Origin of the sequence: Micromonospora maritima (assembly GCF_902825405.1) — a bacterium.
Lineage (GTDB): Bacteria > Actinomycetota > Actinomycetes > Mycobacteriales > Micromonosporaceae > Micromonospora > Micromonospora maritima.
The window spans coordinates 1-23,778 of record NZ_CADEAU010000035.1; the positions used below are offsets into that span (position 1 = coordinate 1).

Genomic DNA, 23,778 nt, shown 5'->3' on the forward strand with positions numbered 1-23,778 from the left:
ATACCGAGGATGCTCTTACGCAGGATCGTGTTCATCAGGAGGGCTCCGTTCGGGGGTCGACGCGCCGGGGGTGGACGCGCGAGCAGCCGTCAGGCGCTCGAGAAGGTCGTGGGGGGATTTCCGGCGTCCTGCTCACACGCGGCCCGCGATCGCCGGGGGGGCGTACGGGGCGCGCGGGCGGCGCCGGAGCGATACACAACGACCGCCGGCCCGGGGCCATTCCCGGGCCCGGCCACCCCGCGCTCGTGTGCTGCGGGGACGCTGCTGCGGTCGTTCACCGGGTACAACGCCCCGACCCGGTTCCCGATTCCGCCGCAGGGGTGTCCCCCACCACCCCGAAACCGGACACGCGACGCAGCCCGGACACACCCATCCGCCCGAGCCCGCTCTGTCCCCTCCCCTGCGTCGCGCCCGCCCACGTCCCGCCGCCCTGACCTCGTCGATCATGAAGTTGGCGGCGGCAGAACAGACGCCGTGCGCCGTCAACCTCATGATCGACGCGAGGAGGGACGGCGGGCGGGCGGGAAGGGAGGCGGGGGAAGCGACCGGTTGGGGTTACCCTGATGCCATGCCGGTCAGCGCGCACGCGTACCTCGCCCGTCCCGGGCGAGCCGCCGTGGTGGCGCGCACCCTGGACGAGCTGACCGGCCCCACCGCCGGCATCGTCGAGCTGCCGGTACGCCTGATGTGGAGCAGCGAACGCGCCTTCGACCTCGGCGACCCGGACGAGTTGCTCTGGATGTACGAGAACGTGCTGCGCGAGACGACCCGGGTGGAGGACCTGCGCGAGCTGATCCACGCGGGCACGTTGCGCCGGCTGTGGCCGCTGCTCAACCTGCCCCGGGGCGTACGCCTGGCCTGGGAGGGCCGGCACCGGAGCCTGCGCCCGGCGTGACACATCCGCACGACTTCTACCGGCAGGTGGCCCGGGTGGCGCTGGCCGCCGCCGGCCCGCACCGTTTCGTGCTCGGGGGCGGCGTCGCGTGGGCCGCGCACGGCCTGGTCACCCGCCCCACCGAGGACGTCGACCTGTTCGCCGACGTAGAGGGTGCCGCCGCGGCGGCGGCCGACGGGGTACGCGCGGCGCTGGAGCGGGCCGGTTACCGGGTGGCCGAGGTGGACCCGGGCGGGCTGGGCGAGGTGTTCGACGGCTTCGACCGGGACCTGCGCGACTTCGTGGTGAGCCGGGACGGCCGGGAGATCCGCCTCAGCCTGGCCCGCCTGGACCGGCACCGCAGCCCGGTGGTGATGGACCTCGGGCCCGTCATGGACGTGCGGGACCTGATCGCCAACAAGACCGCCGCGCTGGTCAACCGGCGCGAGGTACGCGACTACATCGACGTGTCCGCCGCGCTGGACCGGTACCCGGTCGCGGAGCTGCTGGAGCTGGCCCGGCAGGTGGACCCGGCGCTGGACGACGAGGACGTGCGCGCCGCGGGCCGCTACCTCGACGGCCTGGCCGACCGCCGGTTCACCCGCTACGGCCTGGACGCGCCGCGGATCGCCGGGGTACGTCGCCGGATGGCCGTCTGGCCCCGTTGAGCGGCGGGACCGGACGGCCGGTGGGCGGCACCGTCACTTCGTCGGCTTGCCGCCGGTGACGCCGAGGATCTCGCCGGTGACGTAACTGGACTCCTGCGAGGCGAAGAAGACGTACGCCGGGGCCAGCTCGGCAGGCTGGCCGGGCCGGCCCAGCGGCACGTCGGTGCCGAACTGCCTCACCTTCTCCTCCGGCATGGTGGCCGGGATCAGCGGCGTCCAGATCGGGCCGGGCGCGACCGCGTTCACCCGGATGCCCCGCTCGGCGAGGTTCAGCGCGAGCGCCTTGCTGAAGTTGGCGATGGCCGCCTTGGTGGTGGCGTAGTCGAGCAACTGCGGCGACGGGTCGAACGCCTGGATCGACGAGGTGTTGATGATCGTCGAGCCCTCCTCCATGTGCGGCACGGCGAGCTTGCACAGCCAGAACATCGCGTACACGTTGGTCTTGAAGACCCGGTCGAACTGCTCGGTGCTGATGTCGAGCAGACCGTTGTCCTGCGACATCTGGTACGCCGCGTTGTTGACCAGGATGTCGATGCCGCCGAGGTCGCGCAGCGCCCGGTCGACCAGCTCCCGGCAGTTGGCCTCCTCGCGCAGGTCGGTGCGGACCGCGACGCCCTTGCGCCCGGCCCGCTCGATCAGGGCGACCGTCTCGCGGGCGTCCGCCTCCTCCTCGTCGCCGAGGTAGGAGACCAGGACGTCGGCGCCCTCCCGGGCGAAGGCGATGGCCACGGCCCGGCCGATGCCGGAGTCACCGCCGGTGATGACCGCCCGCTTGCCGGTGAGCCGGTCGCTGCCCCGGTACGACTCCTCGCCGTGGTCCGGTCTCGGGCCCATCTCCTGCGTCGACCCGGGGGTGGACTGCTGCTGCGCCGGCTGGCCCTCGCGCTGGCCGTACTGCTCGGTGGGGTGCTGCGGGGTGAACTGGTCCTCGGTCATGAGTGCGCCCCTACCCGGGAGACCTGCGGGAAAACAGCAGCGGGTGACGAAAGGCGGAACATCTCGGGCCGGTGTGGCGTGGGTGACAGGTGGTGGTTATGGTGCGCAACGGCGCCCACGAGGCGCGTACCCCCCATGGAAAGGCACCTCATGACCTCCTCCTCCGGCGCCTCGCGTCGACAGGTGCTGGCCGTGGCGGCCGCCGCCGCGACCGCCCCGCTGCTCGCCGGCGCGCCCGCCGAGGCGAAGCCGAAGCAGCCGAAGACCTGGGACCTGACCGTCCTCGGCACCTCGGACACCCACGGCAACGTCTACAACTGGGACTACTACAAGGACGCCGAGTTCGACGACAGCAAGCACAACGACGTCGGCGTCGCGAAGCTGGCCACCCTGGTCAACCAGATCCGGGCCGAGCGCAAGGGCAGGGCCACGCTGGTCCTGGACGCCGGCGACACCATCCAGGGCACCCCGCTGGCCACCTACTACGCCAAGCAGGAGCCGATCACCAGCACCGGTGAGACGCACCCGATGGCCAACGCGATGAACGTGCTGAAGTACGACGCGGTCACGCTCGGTAACCACGAGTTCAACTACGGCCTGCCGCTGCTGGCCACCTGGATCAAGCAGCTCGGCTTCCCGGCGCTCGCCGCCAACGCGATCAACGCGAAGACCGGCAAGCCGGCGTTCCTCCCGTACGTGATCAAGGAGGTCCGGCTCGGCGGGCACGGCGCGCCGAAGCTGCGGGTCGGCATCCTCGGCCTGACCAACCCCGGCGTGGCCATCTGGGACAAGGCCAACGTCGAAGGCCGCCTGGTCTTCGCCGACATGGTCGCCACCGCCGCCAAGTGGGTGCCGGAGATGCGCCGGCGCGGCGCCGACGTGGTCATCATCTCCGCGCACGGCGGCGACAGCGGCACCTCCAGCTACGGCCCGGAGCTGCCGAACGAGAACCCGACCGCGCTGATCGCCGAGCAGGTCCCCGGCATCGACGCGATCCTGTTCGGCCACGCCCACAACGAGGTGCCGGAGAAGTTCGTCACCAACCTCAAGACCGGCAAGGCGGTGCTCACCTCCGAGCCGTCGAAGTGGGGCCAGCGCCTCACCCGGATGGACTTCACGCTGGCCCGGGAGAAGGGCTGCTGGAAGGTCGTCGACTCGTCGGCCACCACGCTGAACACCAACACGGTGGTCGAGGACCCGGCGGTGCTCGCGGCCGTACGCGGCCAGCACGCCAAGACCGTCGAGTACGTCAACCGGGTGGTCGCGCAGTCGAGCGTGGAGCTGTCCGCCGCCGAGTCGCGGTACAAGGACACCCCGATCCTCGACTTCATCAACCACGTGCAGACCGAGGTCGTCACCGCGGCGCTGGCCGGCGGCGCGTACGCGGGCCTGCCGGTGCTGTCGATCGCCGCGCCGTTCAGCCGCACCGCGGTCTTCCCGCAGGGCGACGTGCGGATCCGCGACGTGGCCGGCCTCTACGTCTACGACAACACCCTGGAGGCGGTCGTGCTGACCGGCGCCGAGGTGAAGGCGTACCTGGAGTACTCGGCGAAGTACTTCGTCACGGTGCCGGTGGGCGCGCCGGTCAACCCGGAGACCATCAGCGACCCGGCGGTGCCGGACTACAACTACGACGTGTTCTCCGGCGTCGACTACGACATCGACATCTCCAAGCCGGTCGGCCAGCGGATCACCCGCCTGGTGCTCGCCGGCACCGACACCCCGGTGGCGGCGGACGCGCAGTTCGTGGTGGCGGTGAACAACTACCGGCGCAGCGGCGGCGGCAACTTCCCCGGCATCGTGAAGACGCAGGTCTACAACGCGCAGCAGGAGATCCGCCAGCTGCTCATCGACTGGGCGCAGGCCAAGGGCGTCATCGACCCGGCCGACTTCTTCGTGCCCAACTGGAAGCTGGTCCGCGAGGGCGTGCCGGTCTTCTGACCCACCCCGGCGGCTGGCGGGGTCCGCCCCGTCAGCCGCCGGCGCGCAGGTGCCACTCGGACTCCCCGCCCGCCGGGTCCGGCCGGTCCGGGCGGGTGTCCGTCTCGGTGGACTCCGCTCGCTCCTCGGGGCGTACCCGGGACGGCAGCTCGCCGAAGCGGACATGCCGCAGGAACGCGTACTCCTCGTCGGTGAACGACTCGCTCCGCTCGCTCATGCCCGCATTGTGCGCCCGCCCGGGGCGGACCCGGTATCAACCGGGACGGCACGGGTATGCCGCCGCGACGACCGTCGGCGACGAGGTGGAGGGCGACATGCGCGCGGTACGGATGACCGCACCCGGGGTGCTGGAGCTGACCGAGGTGCCCACGCCCGAGGCCGGGCCCGGTGAGGTGCTGCTGCGCGTCGGCGCGGTCGGCGCGTGCCACTCCGACCTGCACATCCTCGACGCGGCGGCGGGCATGTTCCCCACCCCGATGACGCTCGGACACGAGATCGCCGGAACCGTCGAAGCGGCCGGCCCCGGCGTGGACGGCTGGTCGTCCGGGGACCGCGCGGCGGTCTACGGCATCATCGGCTGCGGCCGCTGCCGGGCGTGCCTGCGGGGCGAGGAGAACAGGTGCCGGGTCACGCCGGTCGGCGGTATCGGGCTCAGCCGCGACGGCGGGCTGGCCGAGTACGTGGTGGTGCCCGCGTCACGCCTGCTGCACGTGGGCGACATGGACCTGACCCAGGCGGCCCCGCTGACCGACGCCGGGCTGACCCCGTACCACGCGGTGGAGCTGGCCCGGCCCCGGCTGCGCCCCGGCACCACCTGCGTGGTGATCGGCATCGGCGGACTGGGCCACATGGCGGTGCAGATCCTGCTCGCCACCACGGCGGTGCGGATCGTCGCGGTGGACACCAACGTCGCCGCGCTGGACCTGGCCGGCCGCCTCGGCGCGCACCACGTGGTCCAGGCCGGCCCGGACGCGGTCGAGAAGATCCGCGACCTGGTCGGCCCGCCGCCGGACGGCGCGGACGTGGTGCTCGACTTCGTCGGCGCGCAGCCCACGCTGGACACCGCCCGGCAGGTCGTCGCGACCGGCGGTCAGCTGCTGCTCGTCGGTCTGGCCGGTGGCACGCTGCCGGTCCGTCCGGTGGCCGACGAACCGCCCCCGGTGCCGCTGGAGACCGACGTGATGGTGCCGTTCTGGGGCACGCGCGCGGAACTCCAGGAGGTGGTCGCGCTGGCGCGCGACGGCCGGCTGCACGCCGACGTGCAGACGTTCCCGCTGGCCGAGGCGCCCGAGGCGTACGAGGCGTTGCGCCGGGGCGACATCCACGGGCGAGCGGTCATCGTCCCCTGAGCGGCGGCAGTCGGTCGAGCACGGCCAGCGCGGCCCGGACCGGCCGCCGGTCGAGCACCTCGGCGAAACTGGCCCGCCCCTGGCAGAAGCGGGCGAACATCCGCCAGCCCGGCGGGCTGGCCAGCATCGCGTGGAACACGTCCGGGCGGCGCTCGAAGACGTCCAGCAACCGGTGCCCGGCGCGCATCTCCGGCACCAGGTGCCGGTGGACGTCGCGCGCGTACGCGTCCAGGTCGCCGGCCGCGACCGCGTCCCCGGCGAGCCAGCCGGAACGCAGCGCGTAGCTGATCCCCTCCCGGCTCCACGGCTCCAGCAGGCCGGCCGCGTCGCCGGCCACCAGCACCCGCCCGTGACGCAGCGGCGAGTCGTCGGCCCGGCAGCGGGTGAGGTGGCCCGAGTCGTGCTCCGGGCGCACTCCGGAAAGCCCCACCCGGTCGACGAAGTCGCGCAGGTAGGCGCGGGTCCGCTCGCCGTCGCCCCGGGCGGAGATGACGCCGACGGTGAGCCGGTCGCCCTTGGGGAAGACCCAGGCGTACGAGCCGGGCACCGGCCCCCAGTCGATCAGCAGCCGCCCCCGCCACCGCTCCCGCTCGACGTCGGACACCGGCAGCTCCAGCTCCAGCCCGAGGTCGACCTGGCGGAACCGCACCCCGACGTGCCGGGCGGTCACCCCGGAGGAGCCGTCCGCGCCGACCACCGTGCGGGCGTGCACCACCTCGCCGTCGGCCAGCCGCAGGCGTACCCCGTCGGGGTCCTGCTCCACGGCGCGGACCCCGACGCCCTCGCGGACCTCGGCGCCGGCCGTGACCGCGGCGGCGCGCAACCGTTGGTCGAACTCCTCCCGCCGGATCATGGTCACCAGCGACGTGGGGTGCCGGCGGGTGAACGCGCGTCGCCCGTCGCGGGTGAAGGTGACCCGGTCGACCCGGTCGTGCGCGGGCACCTCGATCCGGCCGTCGACCTCGGCCAGCGAGGTGCCGATCAGGCCGCCGCCGCAGGTCTTGTAGCGGGGGTGGGTGGCCCGTTCCACCACGAGCGTGCGCACGCCGGCCCGGGCGGCCGCAGCGGCGGCGGAGAGTCCGGCGGGGCCGCCACCGACCACGACGAGGTCCCAGATGATCACGGGTGCAGCCTAGCCGGGGCCGCCCGGCAGGACCCTCGATCGGGTGGGCATCATCGCCGTCGGCCCGGGTAACCGCCGGTCGCCGGCCGCCCGCCGATCGGGCGGTCCACGCCGAGGAGGGACGCGATGCCTCAGATCCAGTTGTCCGGGGTCGAGGAACGGGTGTACCAGGCGGTCTCCGCGCTGGAGGTGCGGGGACACGTCCCCTATCCGGACCTGATCGCCGAGGAGACCGGAATGACCGAGGAGGAGCTGCGGGAACCGCTGCACGCGCTCACCGAGCGGGGACTGCTGCACCGGGAGGACTCGCCGATGTCCGGCCTGGACTTCGGACCGCGGTGGTGCGCACGCCAGATGGCCTGATCGCGTCGTTTGCCCCACCGGGGGCCGGGTAGCGATCGGGGATGCGTGATCGACGGTCTGTGGGGGGCACGATGAGCGGAGACCGGTCGTCGACGCCGGTGCAGGACACCGGGTACGACGACCGGCGCCGCTGGCGTGCGCTCGGAGTCGGCCTGGTCGCGGCGTTCATGACGCTGCTGGACGTCAGCATCGTCAACGTCGCCGTCCCGTCGATCGACCGGGCGCTCGGCGCCACTCCGAGTGACCTGCAGTGGATCCTCTCGGGGTACGCGCTGACGTTCGGTCTGGTGCTGGTGCCGGCCGGGCGGTTCGGCGACGCGCGCGGCCGGCGTACCGCCTTCGTGGTCGGGGTGGGCCTGTTCACGCTGACCAGCGCGCTGGCCGGCCTGGCCACCTCACCGGAGTGGCTGATCATCGCGCGGCTCGTCCAGGGCGCCGCCGCCGGCGTGGTCAACCCCCAGGTCAGCGGCATGATCCAGCAGCTGTTCCGGGGCGCCGACCGGGGTCGCGCGTTCGGCCTGCTCGGCGCCACCATCGGCATCTCCACCGCGGTCGGTCCGCTGCTCGGCGGGCTGCTCATCCAGCTCGGCGGCGCCGAACACGGCTGGCGGTGGGTGTTCTTCGTGAACATCCCGGTCGGCGTCGTGGCCATGGTGCTCGGCTGGCGCCTCGTGCCGGCCCGGCCGACCGGTCAGCCCGACCGGCACCGGCTCGACCCGGTCGGCGTGCTGCTGCTCGGCGTCGGCGTCACCGTGATCCTGCTGCCGCTGGTGCAGCGCGAGCAGTGGCAGGGCCCGGCCAAGTGGCTGCTGATCCCCGTCGGCCTGCTGCTGCTGGCGGCCTTCGCGCTCTGGGAACGCCGCTACTCCCGGCACACCCAGCCCCTGTTCGACCTGCGGCTGTTCACGCTGCGCTCGTACACGCTCGGCTCGCTGATCGGCCTGATCTACTTCGCCGGCTTCACCGCGATCTTCTTCATCTTCACGCTCTACCTGCAGATGGGCCTGGATTACAGCGCGCTGGTCGCCGGACTGGCGATCACCCCGTTCGCGCTCGGCTCGGCGGTCGCGTCGGCGCTGGGCGGGCGGGTGGTCACCCGGTACGGCCGGCCGCTGGTCGCGGTCGGACTGGCGGCGGTCGTGGTCGGGCTGGTCGCGACGGACCTGGTGCTGACCGGCGGACCGCACGACGACGTGCCGCTGCGGACCGCGCTGCCGCTGCTCGTCGCCGGGCTCGGCAGCGGCCTGGTGATCGCGCCGAACCAGACGCTCACGCTCTCCGAGGTGCCGGTTCCGATGGCCGGCAGCGGCGCCGGCATGCTCCAGACCGGGCAGCGGATCGGCTCGGCCGCCGGCATCGCGGCGGTCGGCGCGCTGTTCTTCTCGACGCTGGCGGCGAACCGGGGCGACTGGTCGGTGGCGTTCCGGCACTCGCTGCTGCTGGCCGCCGGGATCATCGTGCTGGCGCTGGTCGCCGCCGTGGTGGACATCGTCGCCGGTCACCGGGGTTCCGGGGCACCGTCCCGGTCCTGACCGGGCGACGTGCCCTCCGGGGCGGGCAGCAGGACCGTGGTGAGCACCCGGCGGCGGCGCCCGGGGCCGGGAGGAAGCGCCGCGTACTCGGCGAACAGGCCGCGGAACCGGGCGACGAACTCGGCCGTCTCGGCGTCGCTGGCGTGGAAGGCGTTCTGCCGGTAGCCGGCCAGGTCGCGACCCAGGTCACCGCCGCCGCTGTCGAGGTAGCGGTCGACGTCGGCGAGCAGGCCGGCGACGAACGTGAGGAACGCCTGACGGTGGCGGCGAGGGCTCATCGCGCGAGCGGTCTCCGCGTCCACCGACGCGGCCGCCTCGTTCAGCCGGTAGCTCCGCTCGACCGCGCCGCGCGCCCGGCGCTCCCCGACCACGTGCAGCACGTCGTGTTCGGCAAGCGTCGCGACCTGCCGATAGAGCGTGGCCGGCGGCACGTCGCTCAGCTCCGTCCGCAGGTCCGCGGTGGTCAGTGTCCGGCCGCCGAGGAACGCCTGGACCACACGCAACCGGATCGGGTGCAGCAGCAGTTCCGTGGTGTCGAGCGCCACAGCGACCTCCCCGTTGTTCTCAACGGCGGTAATGTTATCAGTAGTGATAACGAACGAGGAGGAGCCCCGATGGCCACCGTCCACCTGACCGCCGACCGGATCCACGTCCGCCTCACCGCCGCCGAGAAGGTGTGGGCCCTGCGCGGGGACCTGTCGTTCCCCCGTTCCGCCGTCCGGGCCGTCACCGTCGTGCCCGACGGCCTGCACGGAACCCGCGGCCTCCGGGCGCCCGGGCTCGGCGTGCCCGGGCGGCGCAAGGTCGGCACCTGGCGCGGTGCCGCCGGTCGGGAGTTCGTCAGCGTCCGCAGCGGCCAGCCCGCCGTCCGGATCACCCTCGCCGACCAGCGGTACGACGCCCTGCTCGTCGGCGCCGACGACGCCGCGGCGCTCGCCGAGACGGTTCGCGGATGAGCACCGAACAACCCCTGGAGTTCACCTCCCACGGCCACCGGCTGGTCGGCACGCTCACCCGGCCCGCCGGCGCCGGCCCGCACCCCGGGGCGTTGCTGCTGCCCGGCTCCGGTCCCCTGAACCGCGACGGCGACCACCGCCGCCTCCCCCTGGGGATCCAACGCGACCTGGCGGCGGCTCTGGTCGGCGCCGGAACGGCAACGCTCCGGTACGACCGCCGGGGCGTCGGCGACAGCACCGGCGAGTTCCTGCGTACCGGTTTCCACGACAACGTCGAGGACGCGGCGGCCGCACTCGCCACGCTCGGCGCCGCCGACCCGGCCGTCGACCCCCGGAAGCTGTTCCTGGTCGGGCACAGCGAGGGCGCCCTCACCGCCGTGGCACTGGCCGCCCGAGGCGTCCCGCTGGCCGGGGTGGTCCTGCTCGCCGGCACCGGCCGCACCGGAGCCGAGGTGCTGCGCGCGCAGGCGGCCCGGCTCCTGCCCACGCTGCCCGCCCCGGTGCGCCTGCTGCTCCGGCTCACCCGCACCGACCTGGCGGCCAAGGTCGCCCGCAACCACGAGAAGATCCTCGCCACCACCGCAGACGTGGCCCGGATCGGCGGGCAGCGGCTCAACGCCCGGTGGATGCGGGAGTTCCTGCGTTACGACCCCCGGCCGGACCTGGCTCGGGTGCACGTCCCCGTCCTCGCGGTCACCGGCGACAAGGATCTGCAGACCGACCCGGCGGACCTGGCCCTCATCGCCGCCGCCGCGGGCGGGCCGGTGCTGACCCACCTGCTCCCCGACGTCACCCACGTGCTGCGCCGCCAACCGGGACCGCCGTCGCTGCGGGCGTACCGCCGCGAGGTCCGGGAACCGGTCGACCGGTCCGTGCTCGACGCGGTGGTCCCGTGGCTCACCGCGCGGGCAGCCGACGTCGCCTGACCGCCCCGGCGGACGACCGACAGACGAACCGGCGGGGAAGAACCGGCGAAATCCCCGGCCTGGGGCAGCGCGGTGGACGTCGACAACGGTAGATACAAGGGTCATGACGCACACCCTCGACCGTCGTACCCTGCTGCGCCTGGCCGGCGCCTCCGCCGGCACCGCCGTGCTCGCCGGCGCCTCCCCCGCCGGCGCGGCCACCGCCGCGTTCCGGCACGGCGTCGCCTCCGGCGATCCGCTGCCGGACGGAATCCTGCTCTGGACCCGGGTCACCCCCACCCCCGACGCGCTGCCCGGCTCCGGCGCCGGACCGGACGTGGAGGTGACCTGGCAGGTCGCCGCCGACCCGGACTTCGCCACGCCCGTCGCGGTGGGCACGTTTCCCACCGGAGCGACCCGGGACCACACCGTGAAGGTCGCCGTCTCCGGTCTCGCCCCGGCGACCACCTACTGGTACCGCTTCGGGTACGCCGACGCCTGGTCGCCGACCGGCCGCACCACCACCGCCCCGCCCGCCGACGCCGCGGTGGACCGGCTGCGACTGGGCGTGGTCTCCTGCGCGAACTGGGAGGCCGGCTACTTCGCGGCGTACCGGCGGTTGGCCGACCGGGACGACCTGAACCTCGTCGTCCACCTCGGCGACTACCTCTACGAGTACGGGACCGGCGAGTTCGCCGCCGCCGGCCGGGTGGTGCGGCCCACCCAGCCGTCGCACGAGGTGCTCACGCTCGCCGACTACCGGATCCGGCACGCGCTCTACAAGACCGACCCGCACCTGCAGGCGCTGCACGCGGCGGTGCCGTGGATCATCACCTGGGACGATCACGAGGTGGCCAACGACGAGTGGTCCGGTGGCGCGGAGAACCACACGCCCGGCACCGAGGGACCGTTCGCGGCCCGGCTGGCCGCCGCCCGGCGGGCGTACCTGGAGTGGATGCCGGTGCGCGTCGGCGTCGACGGGGCGATCTACCGGCGCTTCCGCTTCGGCCAACTGGCCGAGCTGTCCATGCTGGACCTGCGCTCGTACCGGTCGGCGCAGGCCACCGGCACGGCGGTCGACGACCCGTCCCGCACGATCACCGGCGACGCCCAGATGACCTGGCTCAAGGCCGGCCTGTCTGCGTCCACGGCCCGCTGGAAGCTGGTCGGCAACCCGGTGATGATCGCCCGGGTGGACGTCGGCGCGCTGCCGGCGTGGCTGCTCGGCCCGCTCGGCAAACTGCTCGGCATCCCGGAGAACGGCGCGGTGCTCAACGCCGACCAGTGGGACGGTTACAACGCCGACCGCAACGAGCTGGTGGACCACATCCGGGCCACCGGCACCCGGGACGTGGTGTTCCTGACCGGCGACATCCACACCTCGTGGGCCAACGAGGTCACCACCCGCGCCACCGGGTCGACGAACCCGGCCGCCGCCGAGTTCGTGGTGCCGTCGGTGACCAGCGACAACGTCAACGACTTCCTGAAGCTGCCGGCCGGCAACGCGCTGAGCCAGCTCGGCGCCGGCCTGATCCGCTCCACCAACCCGCACGTGCGGTGGGCCGAACTCGACGGGCACGGGTACGGGGTCTTCGAGGTGACCCCGCAGCGCTGCCGGATGGACTGGTACCACCTGGCCGACCGCACCAGCAGCACCAGCGGCAGCCGGTGGGTGGCCGGCTGGTCGGTGGGGGCCGGGTCGTCCCGCCTGCGGGCCGAGGGTGCTCCGGCCTGACGTCTTTCGGTACGCGCGAACGGCCGGCACCCCGCTCGGGGGTGCCGGCCGTTCGCGTTTGTCTTACTTGGTCCAGTGCTGGGCCACGATGTCGGTGGCCTGCTTCTCCCACTGGGCGTACGCGTCGGGGTAGGCGGAGACCTGCACGGTCTGGGCGGCGTCGGTCAGGGGCATCTTGTCCCAGCCGTCGACCTGCTTCAGGCCCTTGAGGAACGCCAGGGTGGAGTACTCGGGGTCGGTGATCTGCTCCGGGGTGCCCCAACCACTGGAGGGGCGCTGCTGGAACAGGCCCAGCGAGTCGTGGTCGTTGCGGTCGCCGAGGTGGCCGAGGTTCTCCAGCTTCGACTCCTGCAGGGCGGTGGCGATCGAGATGACCGCGGCCCGCTCCGGCAGACCGGCCTTCTTCGTGGCGGCGATGATCGCCTTCGCGTTGGCGGTCTGCTCGTCGTTCAGGGTGATGGTCGACTGCTCACCCTGCACGCTGGCGACAGCCGCCACCGGCTTACCGGCGTGCGCGGGGGTGTCGGCGTGGGCGGCGACCGGACCGGCGAACACGCCACCGGTGAAGGCCAGACCAGCAACACCCAGGACGCTCTTACGCAGAATCGTGTTCATCAGGGGGGCTCCATTCGGGGGTCGACCCACCCGGGGGACGGGTGTGGGCACCGTCAGGCGCACAAAGTCTTGGGGGATCCGGCTCGCGGGGCCCGGGGGGCGGGTCACCGGGGGCCGGGGGTTCGGCTGCTCGCGGAGGCCGGGGGCTGGCCTTGCGGCGCCGGGACCGTGTGTAACGACCGGCTACCGGCCGTCATTCCCCGGGGGGCGGGGACACGCGCGGCGCGGGGGTTCACCCTGCTCGGTCGTTCACCGGGTTACAACGCCACCGACCCCCCGGCGATTCCGCGCCCGAGGTGGCGCCCACCACCGTCGAACCGGACATCCACCCCATCGGGGCAGGCCGGGCGGGACACCACGGCTGCATCCCGACGCGGGAGACACCCACCCCGTTGCGCCCAGCGCCCGCGAGCCTGGCCGGCGGAACGTCACGGGTGCGTCCCGGCGCGGGAGACACGCACCGCCTTCCGCCCCCGACCAGTCCACCGACCTTGGAGTTGTGGCCACCTGACAAGCCATGCGAATCACCGCGAAACAGGAACCACAACTCCAAGATCAGCGCGGCGCGGGGCTGGGCGGGCGCAGCGCGGGGGCTGTGCTGCGCGCGGAGTCGTCCCGGTGCCGCTGGGTCGGCAGTGAGGGCGCGGGTCACCCATGGTGGTTCCAGTCCTATGGGCGCGGGTGAGGTACCCACGACGTCCCACTCGCAGGGTGATGGGCCGGGTGGGTGGAACGGGGTGGGTGTCTCCCGCGTCGGGGCGCACCCGTGGTGTTCCACTGCTGGGGGTTGACGGGCGGTGCGCGGGTTGCCGGGCGGTGCGCGCCCAGCATGGCCCCGGGTGCGACGTGGCGGGACGTGGAACGGCCGGCCCCGGAAGACGGGGCCGGCCGGTCACGCGTGACGGGGTCACCACACCTGCTGGACGATGTCCGCCGCCTGCTCCTCCCACTGCGCGTACGCGTACGGGTAGGCGGACACCTGGACCGTCTGCGCCGCGGTGGTCAGCGGCAGGTCCTGCCAGCCGCCGACGTTCTTCAGCGCGCCGAAGAACGCCTTGCTGGCGTACTCGGGGTCGGTGATCTGCTCGGACGTGCCCCAACCGGACGACGGGCGCTGCTGGAACAGGCCCTCCGAGTCGTGGTCGTTGTACGCGCCGAGGTGACCCAGGTTGTAGAGCTTCGACTCCTGCAGGGAGGTGGCGACGCCGATCACGGCGCCCCGCTCCCCCACGCCCGTCTCCTTGGCCGCCTTGACGATGGCCTTGGCGTTGTCGAGCTGCGCGTCGTCGAGCGGGATGCGCGACTGCGCGCCCTCGACGCCGTGCGGCATGAGCTTGTCCCGCGCGGGCCGGTCGGCCTTGCTGGGCACCTTGTCGCTGCCGGTGGTCAGCCCGGACTTCACCGTCTCGGTGGCGGTCTTCTTGCCGGTGGCCAGGTCGATGGCGGCCTTGGCGCCGGCGTGCGGTCCGCTGGTCACCGGGGCGGCGACGGCGGTGGGACCGAAGGCCAGGCCACCCAGGGCGGCCACGCCCGCGACGGTCAGCACGGCGCGGCGGTTCTGGGCGATGTCGGTGGTCTTCGCGACGGCGGTCTTCGCGATGGCGGGGAGCCATCGGGTGAAGTGCTGCTTCACGATGGTTGCCCTTTCGATCGTTACGACGCGCTCCGGGGTGAGCGCCCCTCGGGGACTACCGGCGGGTACGGGGTTTGAGGTGCCGCCGGTACGGGGAACACAACCGGCTCGGCGTGTCGGTCATTCCGGATATGCCAGGCGCGGCGAAAGCTGCGGTCCAGGTCACCCGGGGTATCGGACAGCCCGGTCCGGTCCGAGACGGACCAGGACGACCGGGTCGGAAGGCCGAACCGGACCAGGACGGGTGCCGAAGATGCCCGGAGGTGCCGCAGGGCCGCGGCCAGCGAGGCCGGCAGGGCCGGACGCGTAACGCCCGCGATGAGGTGCTTTTCAGGCGCGGTCCGGCGGGCCCAGCTCCTGGAAGACGGTGAGGTGCAGGCCCGCGGGGCCGTCGAGCCGAGCGTTGAGCGAGCGCCACGGCGTCACCGTCGGCGGGGCGACCTCGGTGGCGCCGGCCGCGACCAGACGCGCGGCGGTCTCCTCGGCGTCGTCCACCTCGAACGCCACCCGCAGTCGGGGCGCGACCTGCCGGCCCACCTCGACGTCGTCGATCAGCCGCTTCTGGGCCGGGTTGGCCAGCTCCAACGTGGCCCGACCGGCTTCCAGGACCACCACCCGGGCGCCGTCGCCGCCGGAGTAGGCGACCTGCTCGGGCAGACCCAGCACGTCGCGGAAGAACGCGACCGCCGCCTCGTGGTCCTCCGCCTCGACGACCAGCCGCAGCTGGCGTACGGTCGGCGGTCGGACGTGTCCCTGCTCCCCCACGGGCGACGATCCTAGTCGTGGTTGGCGGCGCCGAGGCGGGCGAGCAGGTGCGCGTTGCCACCGGTGGCCGCGAGTTGGCGCAGCAGCTGGTCCGTGGCGGCCTGCCGGTCCAGGCTGGACAGCGCCGATCGCAGCGCCCGCAGACGGCGTCGCTCCAGGTCGGTGCAGAGCAAGTCGTCCCGCCGGGTGCCGGAGGCCCGCAGGTCGACGGCCGGGAACGTCCGCCGGTCGGCCAGCGCGCGGTCCAGCTTCAGTTCGGCGTTGCCGGTGCTCTTGAACTCCTCGAAGATGAGGGTGTCGGCGGCGGAGCCGGTCTCCACCAGGGCCGAGGCCAGGACGGTCAGCGAGCCACCCTCCTCGACCGCGCGGGCGGCGGCGAGCAGCTGCTTGGGCGGGGTCAGCGCGGCCACGTCGACGCCGCCGGAGAGCGTACGCCCGGCCGAGCGGACGGTGAGGTTGTAGGCGCGACCGAGGCGGGTCAGCGAGTCGAGCAGCACGACCACGTCGTGGCCCAACTCGACCAGACGCTTCGCCCGCTCGATCGCCAGCTCCGCCACCGTGGTGTGGTCCTGCGGCGGACGGTCGAACGTGGCCGCGACGACCTCGCCCTTCACCGACCGAGTCATGTCGGTGACCTCTTCCGGCCGCTCGTCGACGAGCACCACCATCAGGTGGCACTCCGGGTTGTTGCGGGTGATCGCGTTCGCGATCGCCTGCAACACCATCGTCTTGCCGGCCTTCGGCGGCGACACGATCAGCGCCCGCTGGCCCTTGCCGATCGGCATGACCAGGTCGATCACCCGGGTGGTGAGGATGTGCGGCTCGGTCTCCAGCCGCAGCCGCTCCCGCGGGTACACCGGGGTGAGCTGGTAGAAGTCGCGGCGCCGGCGGGCCTGCTCCGGCGGCACCCCGTTCACGCCGTCCAGCCGCTCCAGCGGCACCGGCCGGCCCGCACGTGGGGCGGCGGCGACCGCGCCGGTGACCAGGTCACCGCGGCGCAGGCCGTACCGGCGCAGCTGACCGGCGGCGAGGTGGACGTCGGCGGCGGACGGCAGGTAGCCGTCCACCCGGAGCCACGCGTGGCCGTCGACGACGTCGACGACACCGCTGACGGGAAGTGGTGCGGAGATCATGGGTTTGCCTCTCGGGGGGGGCGTGCCGGCCGGTGAGGACGGCAGGGGAAGGAGTGCCGGCGGGGACCCTGCGGCGCAAGGCCGGGGATGCGCGCGGGCGGAGTGCCGGACGGGACCGGCCACAAGGGGAAGATCGGACGTCGGGCGGCGCCGTGCGCCGGCTTCCGGGTCCACGGGCAGGCTAACCTCCCGACGGCACGACGGGCAAGCGATCTGCGCTTCGGCGCGGCGTTACAGTGAGGCACCCGCACCGGGAAGGCTCGCACCGTGACTGCTACGACCGTGGTCGACCAGGTCGATCTGGGAGACCACGTCTGCTGGATCCACGACGACGACGGCGACGCGCTCGACACCGTCGGCCGCTTCGCCGCCACCGGCCTGCGCCGCGGCCACAAGGTGGTCTGTTTCACCGAGGCGTCCACGCCGCAGGCGGTCCGCGCCCGGGTCGACGCCGTCGGCGTGCCGACCGAGGCCGCCGTGGCGGCGGGCCAGCTGCGGATCCTGCCCGCGGTGGACGCGTTCCGGTCCGGTGGCCGGCCGACCCCGGCCGCCCTGGCCGAGACCGTCCGCGACGAGGTCACCCGGGCCCGGCTGGAGGGCTATCCGGGGATCCGCCTCAGCGGTGACATGGCGTGGGTGCTGGGCACCGCCGTGAGCCTGGACGAGCTGCGCCGCTACGAGCAGGCGCTCAATCCGCTCTTCCCGGACGGCCGGGTCGCCGGCCTGTGCCTGTACGACCGGCGGCGGTTCCCCGCCGAGCACCTGCGGCTCCTGGCGGCGGCCCACCCGGGCACGACCGGGCCGCGTCCCCCGCGCACCTGGTCGCCGCTGCTGCGCGCGTACCGGACGGGTGACCCGCCCGGCCTGCGGCTGGTGGGGCAGGTGGACCGCAGCAACCGCGACGCGTTCATCGCGCTGCTCACCGACCTGACCGCCGGGGAACGCACCCCGGCCGGGCCGCCGGTGCTGGACCTGACCGATCTGAGCTTCGCCGATGCCGGCGCGGCCACCGAGCTGGCCCGGGCCGACCGGGCCAGCCGCACCGGCATCCGACTGGTCGGCTGCCGGCCGACCCTGCACCGGCTGCTGCACGTGCTGGGTGGCGTGACCTCCGGGGCTCCGGCATGAGCGTGCCGACCGGGGTCGGACTGCGGCACGAGCTGCTGTTCTACACCGACGATGCAGGCCTGCTGGCGGTCGCGGTGCCGTTCGTCCAGGAGGGACTGGCCGCCGACGAGCCGGTGCTGGTGGCCGCGCCAGCACCCCGGCTGGCGCTGCTGCGCGCCGCGCTCGGGCCGGCCGCGGAGACGGTCGGATGGGCCGACATGGCCGAGGCCGGGCGCAACCCGGGGCGGATCATCCCGTGGGTGCTTCAGGCGTTCGCCGACCGGCATCCCGGCCGGCGGGTGCGGATCATCGGCGAGCCGATCTGGGCCGGACGCTCCACCGAGGAGTACCCGGCCTGTGCCCAGCACGAGGCCGCGATCAACGGGGCCCTGGCGGACCGGGCGGTGACCGTCCTGTGCCCGTACGACGCGGGCCGGCTCGACCCGGCGGTGCTCGCCGAGGCCCGCTGCACCCATCCGACCCTCGTGGAGCGCGGCCGGCGCCGCCGCGTCGCCGGATACGCGCCGGCGGAGGTGACCGCCCGGCACAACCGCCCCCTGCCCGCCCCCGACGGGCCGGTGTCGGTGCTCCCCTACACCCTGGACACGCTGCCCGAGGTGCGCCGGTTCGTCGCCGAGCACGCGAGCGCCGGCGGGCTGGACGCGGACCGGGTGGCCGACCTGCAGATCGCGGTCACCGAGCTGGCCACCAACAGCGTGGCCCACGCCGCCGGGTCGGGGACGCTGCGGGTCTGGCGCACCGACCGGCACGTGGTGTGCGAGGTCCACGACGACGGCCGGCTGTCCGACCCGCTGGCCGGTCGGCTCGCTCCCGGGCACGACGGGATCGGCGGGCGCGGCCTGGTCATCGTGCACGCCCTCTGCGACCTGGTGCGGGTGCACACCGGGGTCGCCGGCACCACCGTCCGGCTGCACGTACGCAGAGGGGAGACCGCGTGACGACGCCCGTACACCTGATCCGCCCGGTCGGTCGGGTCGAATCGCCGTTGACCGATCCGACCACCGCGCCCTGTCAGGGCGACGAGGGCGCGCCACAGGCGTGGCTGGTGTTCGACGAGGCCTACCGTCCGGCGCTGGCGGGCCTGCGCGCGGGCGCCGAGGTGCTCGTGCTGACCTGGCTGGACCGGGCCCGGCGGGACGTCCTCACCGTGCACCCGCGCGGTGACGTCACCCGGGCGGAGGCCGGGGTGTTCGCCACCCGCTCGCCGCACCGCCCCAACCCGGTCGGCGTGCACCGGGTACGCGTGCTGGAGGTGACCGGCGCCCGGGTGCGGGTGGACGCGTTGGAGGCGCTGGACGGCACGCCCGTCGTCGACCTCAAGCCGGTGCTCGACGGCGAACGCTGAGCCGCCCGGCTCAGTGGCCCCGGGCGATCCACTCGTCCAGGTGCGGCGCCTCGGCGCCGACGCTGGTGTCGTCGCCGTGCCCGGTGTGCACCACCGTCTCCGGCGGCAGGGTGAGCAGCCGGGCGCGGATGGACTCGACGATGGTGCCGAAGTCGCTGAAGGAGCGGCCGGTGGCGCCGGGACCGCCGGCGAAGAGGGTGTCGCCGGTGAAGACAGCGCCCAGCTCCGGGGCGTACAGGCTGCACGCGCCGGGGCTGTGGCCGGGCGTGTGCAGGACCCGCAGCGTGGTTCCGCCGACGATGACGGTCTGCCCGTCGGTGAGGTCGCCGTCCGGTGGGGTGTCGGGGTGGACCTGATCCCACAGCACCCGGTCGGCCGGGTGCAGCAGCACCGGCGCGCCGGTGGCCCGGGCCAGCTCGGGCGCGACCCGCACGTGGTCGTCGTGGGCGTGGGTGGCCAGGATCGCCAGCACCCGGCGGTCGCCGACCACCGCGCGGATGGCGGCCACGTCGTGCGGCGCGTCGACGACGACGCACTCGGCGTCGTCGCCGACCACCCAGACGTTGTTGTCCACGTCGAACGTCTGCCCGTCGAGCGAGAACGTGCCGGAGGTGACGGCGTGGTCGACGCGGGCGGTCACGGGAAGACCACCACCGAGCGCAGCACGTCGCCGTGGTGCATCCGGGTGAACGCCTCCTCGACCTGGTCGAGGGCGATCTCCTCGCTGACGAACGCGTCCAGGTCGAGGCGGCCCTGCCGGTACAGCTCGGTGAGCATCGGGAAGTCGCGGCTGGGCAGGCAGTCGCCGTACCAGCTGGACTTGAGCGCGCCGCCGCGCCCGAACACGTCGAGCAGCGGCAGGTCGACGGTCATCTCCGGGGTCGGCACGCCGACCAGCACGACCGTGCCGGCGAGGTCACGCGCGTAGAAGGCCTGCTTCCAGGTCTCCGGGCGGCCGACCGCGTCGATCACCACGTCGGCGCCGAAACCACCGGTGGCGGCGCGGATCGCCTCGACCGGGTCGTCCTCGGAGGCGTTGACGGTGTGGGTGGCGCCGAACCTGCGGGCCCAGTCGAGCTTGCGGGAGTCGGTGTCGACCGCGACGATCGTGGTCGCGCCGGCCAGGGCCGCGCCGGCCACCGCGGCGTCGCCGACGCCGCCGCACCCGATCACCGCGACGGAGTCGCCCCGGGTGACATTGCCGGTGTTCATGGCCGCGCCGAGGCCGGCCATCACGCCGCAGCCGAGCAGACCGACGGCGGCGGGCCGGGCGGACGGGTCGACCTTGGTGCACTGGCCGGCGTGCACGAGCGTCTTCTCGGCGAACGCGCCGATGCCGAGCGCGGGCGTCAGCTCGGTGCCGTCGGTCAGGGTCATCTTCTGCGCCGCGTTGTGGGTGGCGAAGCAGTACCAGGGTCGGCCGCGCCGACAGGCCCGGCACTGCCCGCACACGGCCCGCCAGTTGAGCACCACGAAGTCGCCCGGAGCCACGTCGGTGACCCCGTCGCCCACCTGCTCGACGACGCCGGCGGCCTCGTGGCCCAGCAGGAACGGGTAGTCGTCGTTGATGCCGCCCTCGCGGTAGTGCAGGTCGGTGTGGCACACGCCGCAGGACTGCACGCGGACCACCGCCTCGCCCGGCCCCGGGTCGGGCACCACGATCGTGGTGACCTCCACGGGCGCGCCCTTGCGCCGCGACACGACTCCCCGGACTTGCTGGCTCACGGTCGTCTCCTTCGTTCCGGTCCTGCGCCGAACCTACCGCCGATCATCGTCGACGGCCCAGCGCCGACCGGCGGAATGCCCCGCCCGTCATCGGGTACCCGCAGGGCCCGGCACCTCGGACAAGGAGTGATCATGAGGCTGACGCACGCCCCGCTGCGGATCGCCGTCGGCGCGTACATCCTGAACTCCGGGCTCTCCAAGCGGAACCTGGAGGGCGAGGCCGCGGCGGGGATGCACGCCATGGCGGTCGGCGCGCTGCCGCAGCTGCGCCAGTTCCCGCCGGACCGGTTCGCCGTGCTGCTGTCCCGCGCCGAGACGGCGCTGGGCGCGGCACTGCTCGCACCGTTCGTGCCGTCGCTGCTGGCCGGCGCCGGACTGACCGCGTTCGGCGCCGGGCTGGTGCAGCTCTACCTGAGGACGCCCGGGATGCGCGAGGGCACCAGCCTGCGCCCCAGCCAGGCGGGCATCGGCCTGGCCAAGGACGTGTGGCTGGTCGGCGCCGGGCTGACCCTGGTGCTGGACTCGCTCACCCGCCGGCGGCGCTGACACCTCAGGCCGGCACGGGCACCGCGGCACGCTCGGCGGCCAGCCGGCGGCGGGCGGCGTTGCGGTAGCGCAGCACCTGCACCGCGCCGAACGCCCAGAGCAGGTACTGCACCGCGAACGCCCAGCGGAACGCCGACAGCGGTGGGGTGTCCGCGCCGGCCGGGGTGGCCAGGTCGAGCACCACGCCGACGGCGAGGATCAGCACGATCGACGCGACGAACCCGCCGACGTTGACGATCCCGGTGGCGCTGCCGATGCGGTGCACCGGGTTGGACGTCCGGGCGTAGTCGAACCCGATCACCGAGCCGGGACCGTTGACCGCGAGGACCACCACCAGCGCCACCAGCAGCCCGTGCGGGGCGCGGCCGGGCCAGGCCAGCACGAGCGCCCAGACGGCGGCGGTGGCGGCGGTGATGGTGAAGACGATCACCGAGCGGTGGAACGGGTGTCGGGCGCACAGGTGCGCCACCACCGGGCCGCACGCCAGGGTCACCAGCGTCATCAGGGTGAGCAGCCCGGCCGCCGCGGTGGGCGAGAAGCCCTGCCCCTGCACGAGGAACGGGTATCCCCACAGCAGCGCGAACACCGCGCCGGAGAACTGGGTGACGAAGTGCGTCCACAGGCCCAGGCGGGTGCCGGGCTGTGCCCAGGCGTCGGCGAGCTGTCGGCGCACGGTGGCCAGGTCGGGGGCGAGCGCACCGGGGTGCCCGGCGTGCGGGGTGTCGCGGACCGCGACGAGGACGAGCAGCAGCACGGTGGCGCCGAGCGCCGCCGCGGTGAGGAACGCCGGGGTCCAACCGGCGTGGTGCAGCAGCGCCACCAGGGGTACGGCGCCGAGCACCGCGCCGAGCTGGCCGATCGTGCCGGTGAGCTGCACCAGCAGCGGATTGCGTCGGCCGGGGAACCAGAACGCCACGATCCGCAGCACGCTGATGAACGTCATCGCGTCGCCGAGGCCGACCAGCACCCGGGCCGCGACCGCGAGGCGTACGTCGGTGGCCACCGCGAACACGAGTTGCCCGGCGACCATCAGCGCGGCGCCGGCCAGCAGCAGCCGGCGCGAGCCGTAGCGGTCCAGCAGCACCCCGACCGGGACCTGCATGGCCGCGTACACGGCGAGCTGGGCGACGGAGAAGGTGGCAAGCGCGGCGGCGTTGACGTGGAAGCGGTCCGCCGCGTCGACCCCGGTGACGCCGAGTGAGCTGCGGTGGAACACGGCGGCCACGTACGCGGTCACCGCCACCGCGTAGATCAGGGCGGCCGGCCGGCGGGCGACGTTCACCGCAACACCCCGAGCATGGTCGCGGCGCTGTCGATGTGGCCGGCGACGGCGTCGCGCCACGCCTGCGGGTCGTCGCCGTCGAGCGCGGCGAGCTGGCCGGCGTGCTCGGCCAGGGCGACCTCGGCCCAGCCGGGCGAGAGCCGGAAGCTGGCCTCGCCCATCCGCAGCTGCCGGTCGCGCAGCCGGTGGTAGAGCTCGGCCAGGATCTCGTTGCCGGCGGCCTCCACGACGGCGGCGTGGAAGGCCCGGTCGGCGGCCATCAGGGCGGTGAGGTCGCCGGCGGCGTGCGCCCGGCGCATCTCGTCGAGCCGGTGGGCCAGGTCGGCGCGGAGCGCGGCGCGGCGCGGCCAGACCCGTTCGGCGGCGTGCAGCTCGACGAGGCGGCGGGCCTCGATGACGTCGGCGATCTCCCGGGCGGACACCGGCCGGATCAACGCGCCCCGCTTCGGGTAGAGCCGGACCAGGCCCTCGGCTTCCAGACGCAGCAGCGCCTCCCGCACCGGGGTGCGGGAGACCCCTGTCGCCTCCGCGATCTCGCCCTCGCTGACCAGCTGGCCACCCGGGTAGACCTGCTCCAGGACGGCCTGCTTGAGGTGCCGGTAGGCCCGCTCGGCGGCGGACGGGACGGCGGGGCGCGCACCGGCGACCGGGCTGGGATGCGTCATGTATCTATGATGCGCGGGCACTTGCCGGTGGGTGCCGGTGGTACCGGGGATCGTGGCGCGGGCCACGAGCCGGCGGTCAGGCCGCGGGGTCGCCCGCCCAGAGCTGCCGCAGCAGGCTCTCCACCTCGGCGGTCCGCTCGATCTGCGGCATGTGGCCGGTGTCGCGGAACAGGTGACTACGCGCCCGGGGCAGCCGGCTGCGCGCGTGCGCGAGGTGCGCGGCGGGCAGGATCAGGTCACGGTCACCCCAGACCAGCAGGGTGGGCAGGTCCAGCGCGGCGACCGCGTCGAGCAGCTCGGCGCGCCACTGCGGGCGCACCCCGCGCCAGGTGCCGAGATCGCGGACCAGCTCCCGCATCACCCGGGCGGCGTGCGGCTGCCGGGCCGCCGCGAGCGCGGTGGCGATCCGTTCCTCGGTGACGTACGCCGGGTCGACGAAGATGGCCCGCTCGGTGCGGCGGGCGATCGCCGGGTGCGGGCGCAGCAGCAGCCGGGCCAGCGGGCGCACCGCGAGCAGCCGCAGCGCGACCGTCACCTCCTGGCCGAAGCCGGCGCTGTT

General features: G+C 74.0%; 25 protein-coding genes and 1 pseudogene. 13 read left to right on the top strand and 13 right to left on the bottom strand.

Translation table 11 applies throughout. The annotated features are described in order from the left end of the window. The first annotated feature begins 568 nt into the window (after positions 1–568). A complete protein-coding gene (locus tag HUW36_RS06490) occupies positions 569–895 on the top strand; it encodes a hypothetical protein (RefSeq protein ID WP_174527278.1) in 327 nt (108 codons plus the stop codon). After that, positions 892–1,542, top strand: a complete 651-nt coding sequence (locus HUW36_RS06495) for a nucleotidyl transferase AbiEii/AbiGii toxin family protein (protein WP_174527279.1) — start codon at positions 892–894, stop codon at positions 1,540–1,542. Before HUW36_RS06490 ends, HUW36_RS06495 begins: the two co-directional genes overlap by 4 nt. Positions 1,543–1,575: 33 nt before the next feature. On the opposite strand, the gene HUW36_RS06500 is transcribed toward HUW36_RS06495, so the two are convergent. Beyond that, on the bottom strand, positions 1,576–2,478 hold the full coding sequence (locus HUW36_RS06500) for an SDR family oxidoreductase (RefSeq protein WP_174527280.1): 903 nt from the start codon (positions 2,476–2,478) through the stop codon (positions 1,576–1,578). Between the two features lie 150 nt (positions 2,479–2,628). Here HUW36_RS06500 and HUW36_RS06505 point away from each other — a divergent pair, with 150 nt between their 5' ends. Then, positions 2,629–4,419 carry a bifunctional metallophosphatase/5'-nucleotidase gene (locus HUW36_RS06505; protein ID WP_174527281.1) on the top strand — a complete coding sequence of 597 codons (1,791 nt, stop codon included), beginning with the start codon at positions 2,629–2,631 and terminating at the stop codon, positions 4,417–4,419. Positions 4,420–4,450: 31 nt separating this feature from the next. Here the strand turns inward: HUW36_RS06505 and HUW36_RS06510 are convergent, their stop codons facing one another. Beyond that, the gene (locus tag HUW36_RS06510; protein ID WP_174527282.1) at positions 4,451–4,636 is read right to left on the bottom strand and encodes a hypothetical protein; all 186 of its coding nucleotides are present in this window, start codon (positions 4,634–4,636) and stop codon (positions 4,451–4,453) included. Between the two features lie 97 nt (positions 4,637–4,733). Between HUW36_RS06510 and HUW36_RS06515 the strand changes: the two genes are divergently transcribed. Then, a complete protein-coding gene (locus tag HUW36_RS06515; protein WP_174527283.1) occupies positions 4,734–5,768 on the top strand; it encodes an NAD(P)-dependent alcohol dehydrogenase in 1,035 nt (344 codons plus the stop codon). Here HUW36_RS06515 and HUW36_RS06520 read toward each other — a convergent pair. Next, positions 5,755–6,891 carry a geranylgeranyl reductase family protein gene (locus HUW36_RS06520; protein ID WP_174527284.1) on the bottom strand — a complete coding sequence of 379 codons (1,137 nt, stop codon included), beginning with the start codon at positions 6,889–6,891 and terminating at the stop codon, positions 5,755–5,757. The two genes, HUW36_RS06515 and HUW36_RS06520, sit on opposite strands and share 14 nt — an antisense overlap. 126 nt (positions 6,892–7,017) lie before the next feature. Between HUW36_RS06520 and HUW36_RS06525 the strand changes: the two genes are divergently transcribed. After that, a complete protein-coding gene (locus HUW36_RS06525; RefSeq protein ID WP_174527285.1) occupies positions 7,018–7,254 on the top strand; it encodes a hypothetical protein in 237 nt (78 codons plus the stop codon). Positions 7,255–7,325: 71 nt separating this feature from the next. Then, a complete protein-coding gene (locus HUW36_RS06530) occupies positions 7,326–8,786 on the top strand; it encodes an MFS transporter (RefSeq protein ID WP_174527286.1) in 1,461 nt (486 codons plus the stop codon). On the opposite strand, the gene HUW36_RS06535 is transcribed toward HUW36_RS06530, so the two are convergent. Continuing rightward, positions 8,753–9,331: a helix-turn-helix domain-containing protein gene (locus HUW36_RS06535; RefSeq protein ID WP_174527287.1), complete on the bottom strand. Its 579-nt coding sequence runs from the start codon at positions 9,329–9,331 to the stop codon at positions 8,753–8,755. The genes HUW36_RS06530 and HUW36_RS06535 overlap by 34 nt on opposite strands. Positions 9,332–9,400: 69 nt before the next feature. On the opposite strand from HUW36_RS06535, the gene HUW36_RS06540 reads away from it, so the two are divergent. The 3 genes from HUW36_RS06540 to HUW36_RS06550 all read left to right on the top strand — a co-directional run bounded on the left by HUW36_RS06540 (position 9,401) and on the right by HUW36_RS06550 (position 12,382). Beyond that, positions 9,401–9,742 (top strand): hypothetical protein, encoded by a 342-nt coding sequence (locus HUW36_RS06540; protein WP_174527288.1) that lies wholly within the window; start codon positions 9,401–9,403, stop codon positions 9,740–9,742. Beyond that, complete coding sequence (locus tag HUW36_RS06545; RefSeq protein WP_174527289.1) at positions 9,739–10,668, top strand: alpha/beta hydrolase family protein; 930 nt, start codon at positions 9,739–9,741, stop codon at positions 10,666–10,668. Before HUW36_RS06540 ends, HUW36_RS06545 begins: the two co-directional genes overlap by 4 nt. Before the next feature lie 103 nt (positions 10,669–10,771). Next, entirely contained in the window at positions 10,772–12,382 is a 1,611-nt protein-coding gene (locus HUW36_RS06550) for an alkaline phosphatase D family protein (RefSeq protein WP_174527290.1), read from the top strand. Positions 12,383–12,445: 63 nt separating this feature from the next. On the opposite strand, the gene HUW36_RS06555 is transcribed toward HUW36_RS06550, so the two are convergent. The 4 genes and pseudogenes from HUW36_RS06555 to rho form a co-directional block, all read right to left on the bottom strand. Further along, positions 12,446–12,997: a hypothetical protein gene (locus tag HUW36_RS06555; protein ID WP_174527291.1), complete on the bottom strand. Its 552-nt coding sequence runs from the start codon at positions 12,995–12,997 to the stop codon at positions 12,446–12,448. 907 nt (positions 12,998–13,904) lie between these two features. Further along, the gene (locus tag HUW36_RS06560; protein ID WP_174527292.1) at positions 13,905–14,630 is read right to left on the bottom strand and encodes a hypothetical protein; all 726 of its coding nucleotides are present in this window, start codon (positions 14,628–14,630) and stop codon (positions 13,905–13,907) included. Positions 14,631–14,960: 330 nt separating this feature from the next. Then, complete coding sequence (locus HUW36_RS06565; RefSeq protein ID WP_246247929.1) at positions 14,961–15,395, bottom strand: VOC family protein; 435 nt, start codon at positions 15,393–15,395, stop codon at positions 14,961–14,963. A gap of 11 nt (positions 15,396–15,406) precedes the next feature. Further along, positions 15,407–16,513 (bottom strand): annotated as a pseudogene (gene rho, locus HUW36_RS06570) (transcription termination factor Rho); the annotation flags it as partial. A 282-nt stretch (positions 16,514–16,795) separates the two neighbouring features. On the opposite strand from rho, the gene HUW36_RS06575 reads away from it, so the two are divergent. Genes HUW36_RS06575 through tsaA form a run of 3 tightly spaced genes read left to right on the top strand, consistent with a single transcriptional unit; the run spans position 16,796 to position 19,001 of the window. Beyond that, on the top strand, positions 16,796–17,656 hold the full coding sequence (locus HUW36_RS06575) for an MEDS domain-containing protein (protein ID WP_174527294.1): 861 nt from the start codon (positions 16,796–16,798) through the stop codon (positions 17,654–17,656). Continuing rightward, positions 17,653–18,594: a sensor histidine kinase gene (locus tag HUW36_RS06580; protein ID WP_174527295.1), complete on the top strand. Its 942-nt coding sequence runs from the start codon at positions 17,653–17,655 to the stop codon at positions 18,592–18,594. Before HUW36_RS06575 ends, HUW36_RS06580 begins: the two co-directional genes overlap by 4 nt. Next, a complete protein-coding gene (gene tsaA / locus HUW36_RS06585) occupies positions 18,591–19,001 on the top strand; it encodes a tRNA (N6-threonylcarbamoyladenosine(37)-N6)-methyltransferase TrmO (RefSeq protein ID WP_174527296.1) in 411 nt (136 codons plus the stop codon). Before HUW36_RS06580 ends, tsaA begins: the two co-directional genes overlap by 4 nt. 10 nt (positions 19,002–19,011) lie before the next feature. Here the strand turns inward: tsaA and HUW36_RS06590 are convergent, their stop codons facing one another. Together HUW36_RS06590 and HUW36_RS06595 are read right to left on the bottom strand one after the other, a co-directional pair. Further along, positions 19,012–19,641, bottom strand: coding sequence for an MBL fold metallo-hydrolase (locus HUW36_RS06590; protein ID WP_174527297.1), 630 nt, complete (start codon positions 19,639–19,641; stop codon positions 19,012–19,014). Further along, positions 19,638–20,726, bottom strand: a complete 1,089-nt coding sequence (locus tag HUW36_RS06595) for an S-(hydroxymethyl)mycothiol dehydrogenase (protein ID WP_174527298.1) — start codon at positions 20,724–20,726, stop codon at positions 19,638–19,640. The genes HUW36_RS06590 and HUW36_RS06595 overlap by 4 nt, the downstream gene beginning before the upstream one ends. A 132-nt stretch (positions 20,727–20,858) precedes the next feature. On the opposite strand from HUW36_RS06595, the gene HUW36_RS06600 reads away from it, so the two are divergent. After that, positions 20,859–21,272 carry a hypothetical protein gene (locus tag HUW36_RS06600; RefSeq protein ID WP_174527299.1) on the top strand — a complete coding sequence of 138 codons (414 nt, stop codon included), beginning with the start codon at positions 20,859–20,861 and terminating at the stop codon, positions 21,270–21,272. 4 nt (positions 21,273–21,276) lie between these two features. On the opposite strand, the gene HUW36_RS06605 is transcribed toward HUW36_RS06600, so the two are convergent. The 3 genes from HUW36_RS06605 to HUW36_RS06615 all read right to left on the bottom strand — a co-directional run. After that, positions 21,277–22,554: an MFS transporter gene (locus HUW36_RS06605; RefSeq protein ID WP_174527300.1), complete on the bottom strand. Its 1,278-nt coding sequence runs from the start codon at positions 22,552–22,554 to the stop codon at positions 21,277–21,279. Continuing rightward, entirely contained in the window at positions 22,551–23,219 is a 669-nt protein-coding gene (locus HUW36_RS06610) for a GntR family transcriptional regulator (protein ID WP_174527301.1), read from the bottom strand. Before HUW36_RS06610 ends, HUW36_RS06605 begins: the two co-directional genes overlap by 4 nt. 76 nt (positions 23,220–23,295) lie before the next feature. Continuing rightward, on the bottom strand, positions 23,296–23,778 hold a 483-nt coding region (locus tag HUW36_RS06615), incomplete at its 5' end, for an alpha/beta fold hydrolase (protein WP_343044299.1).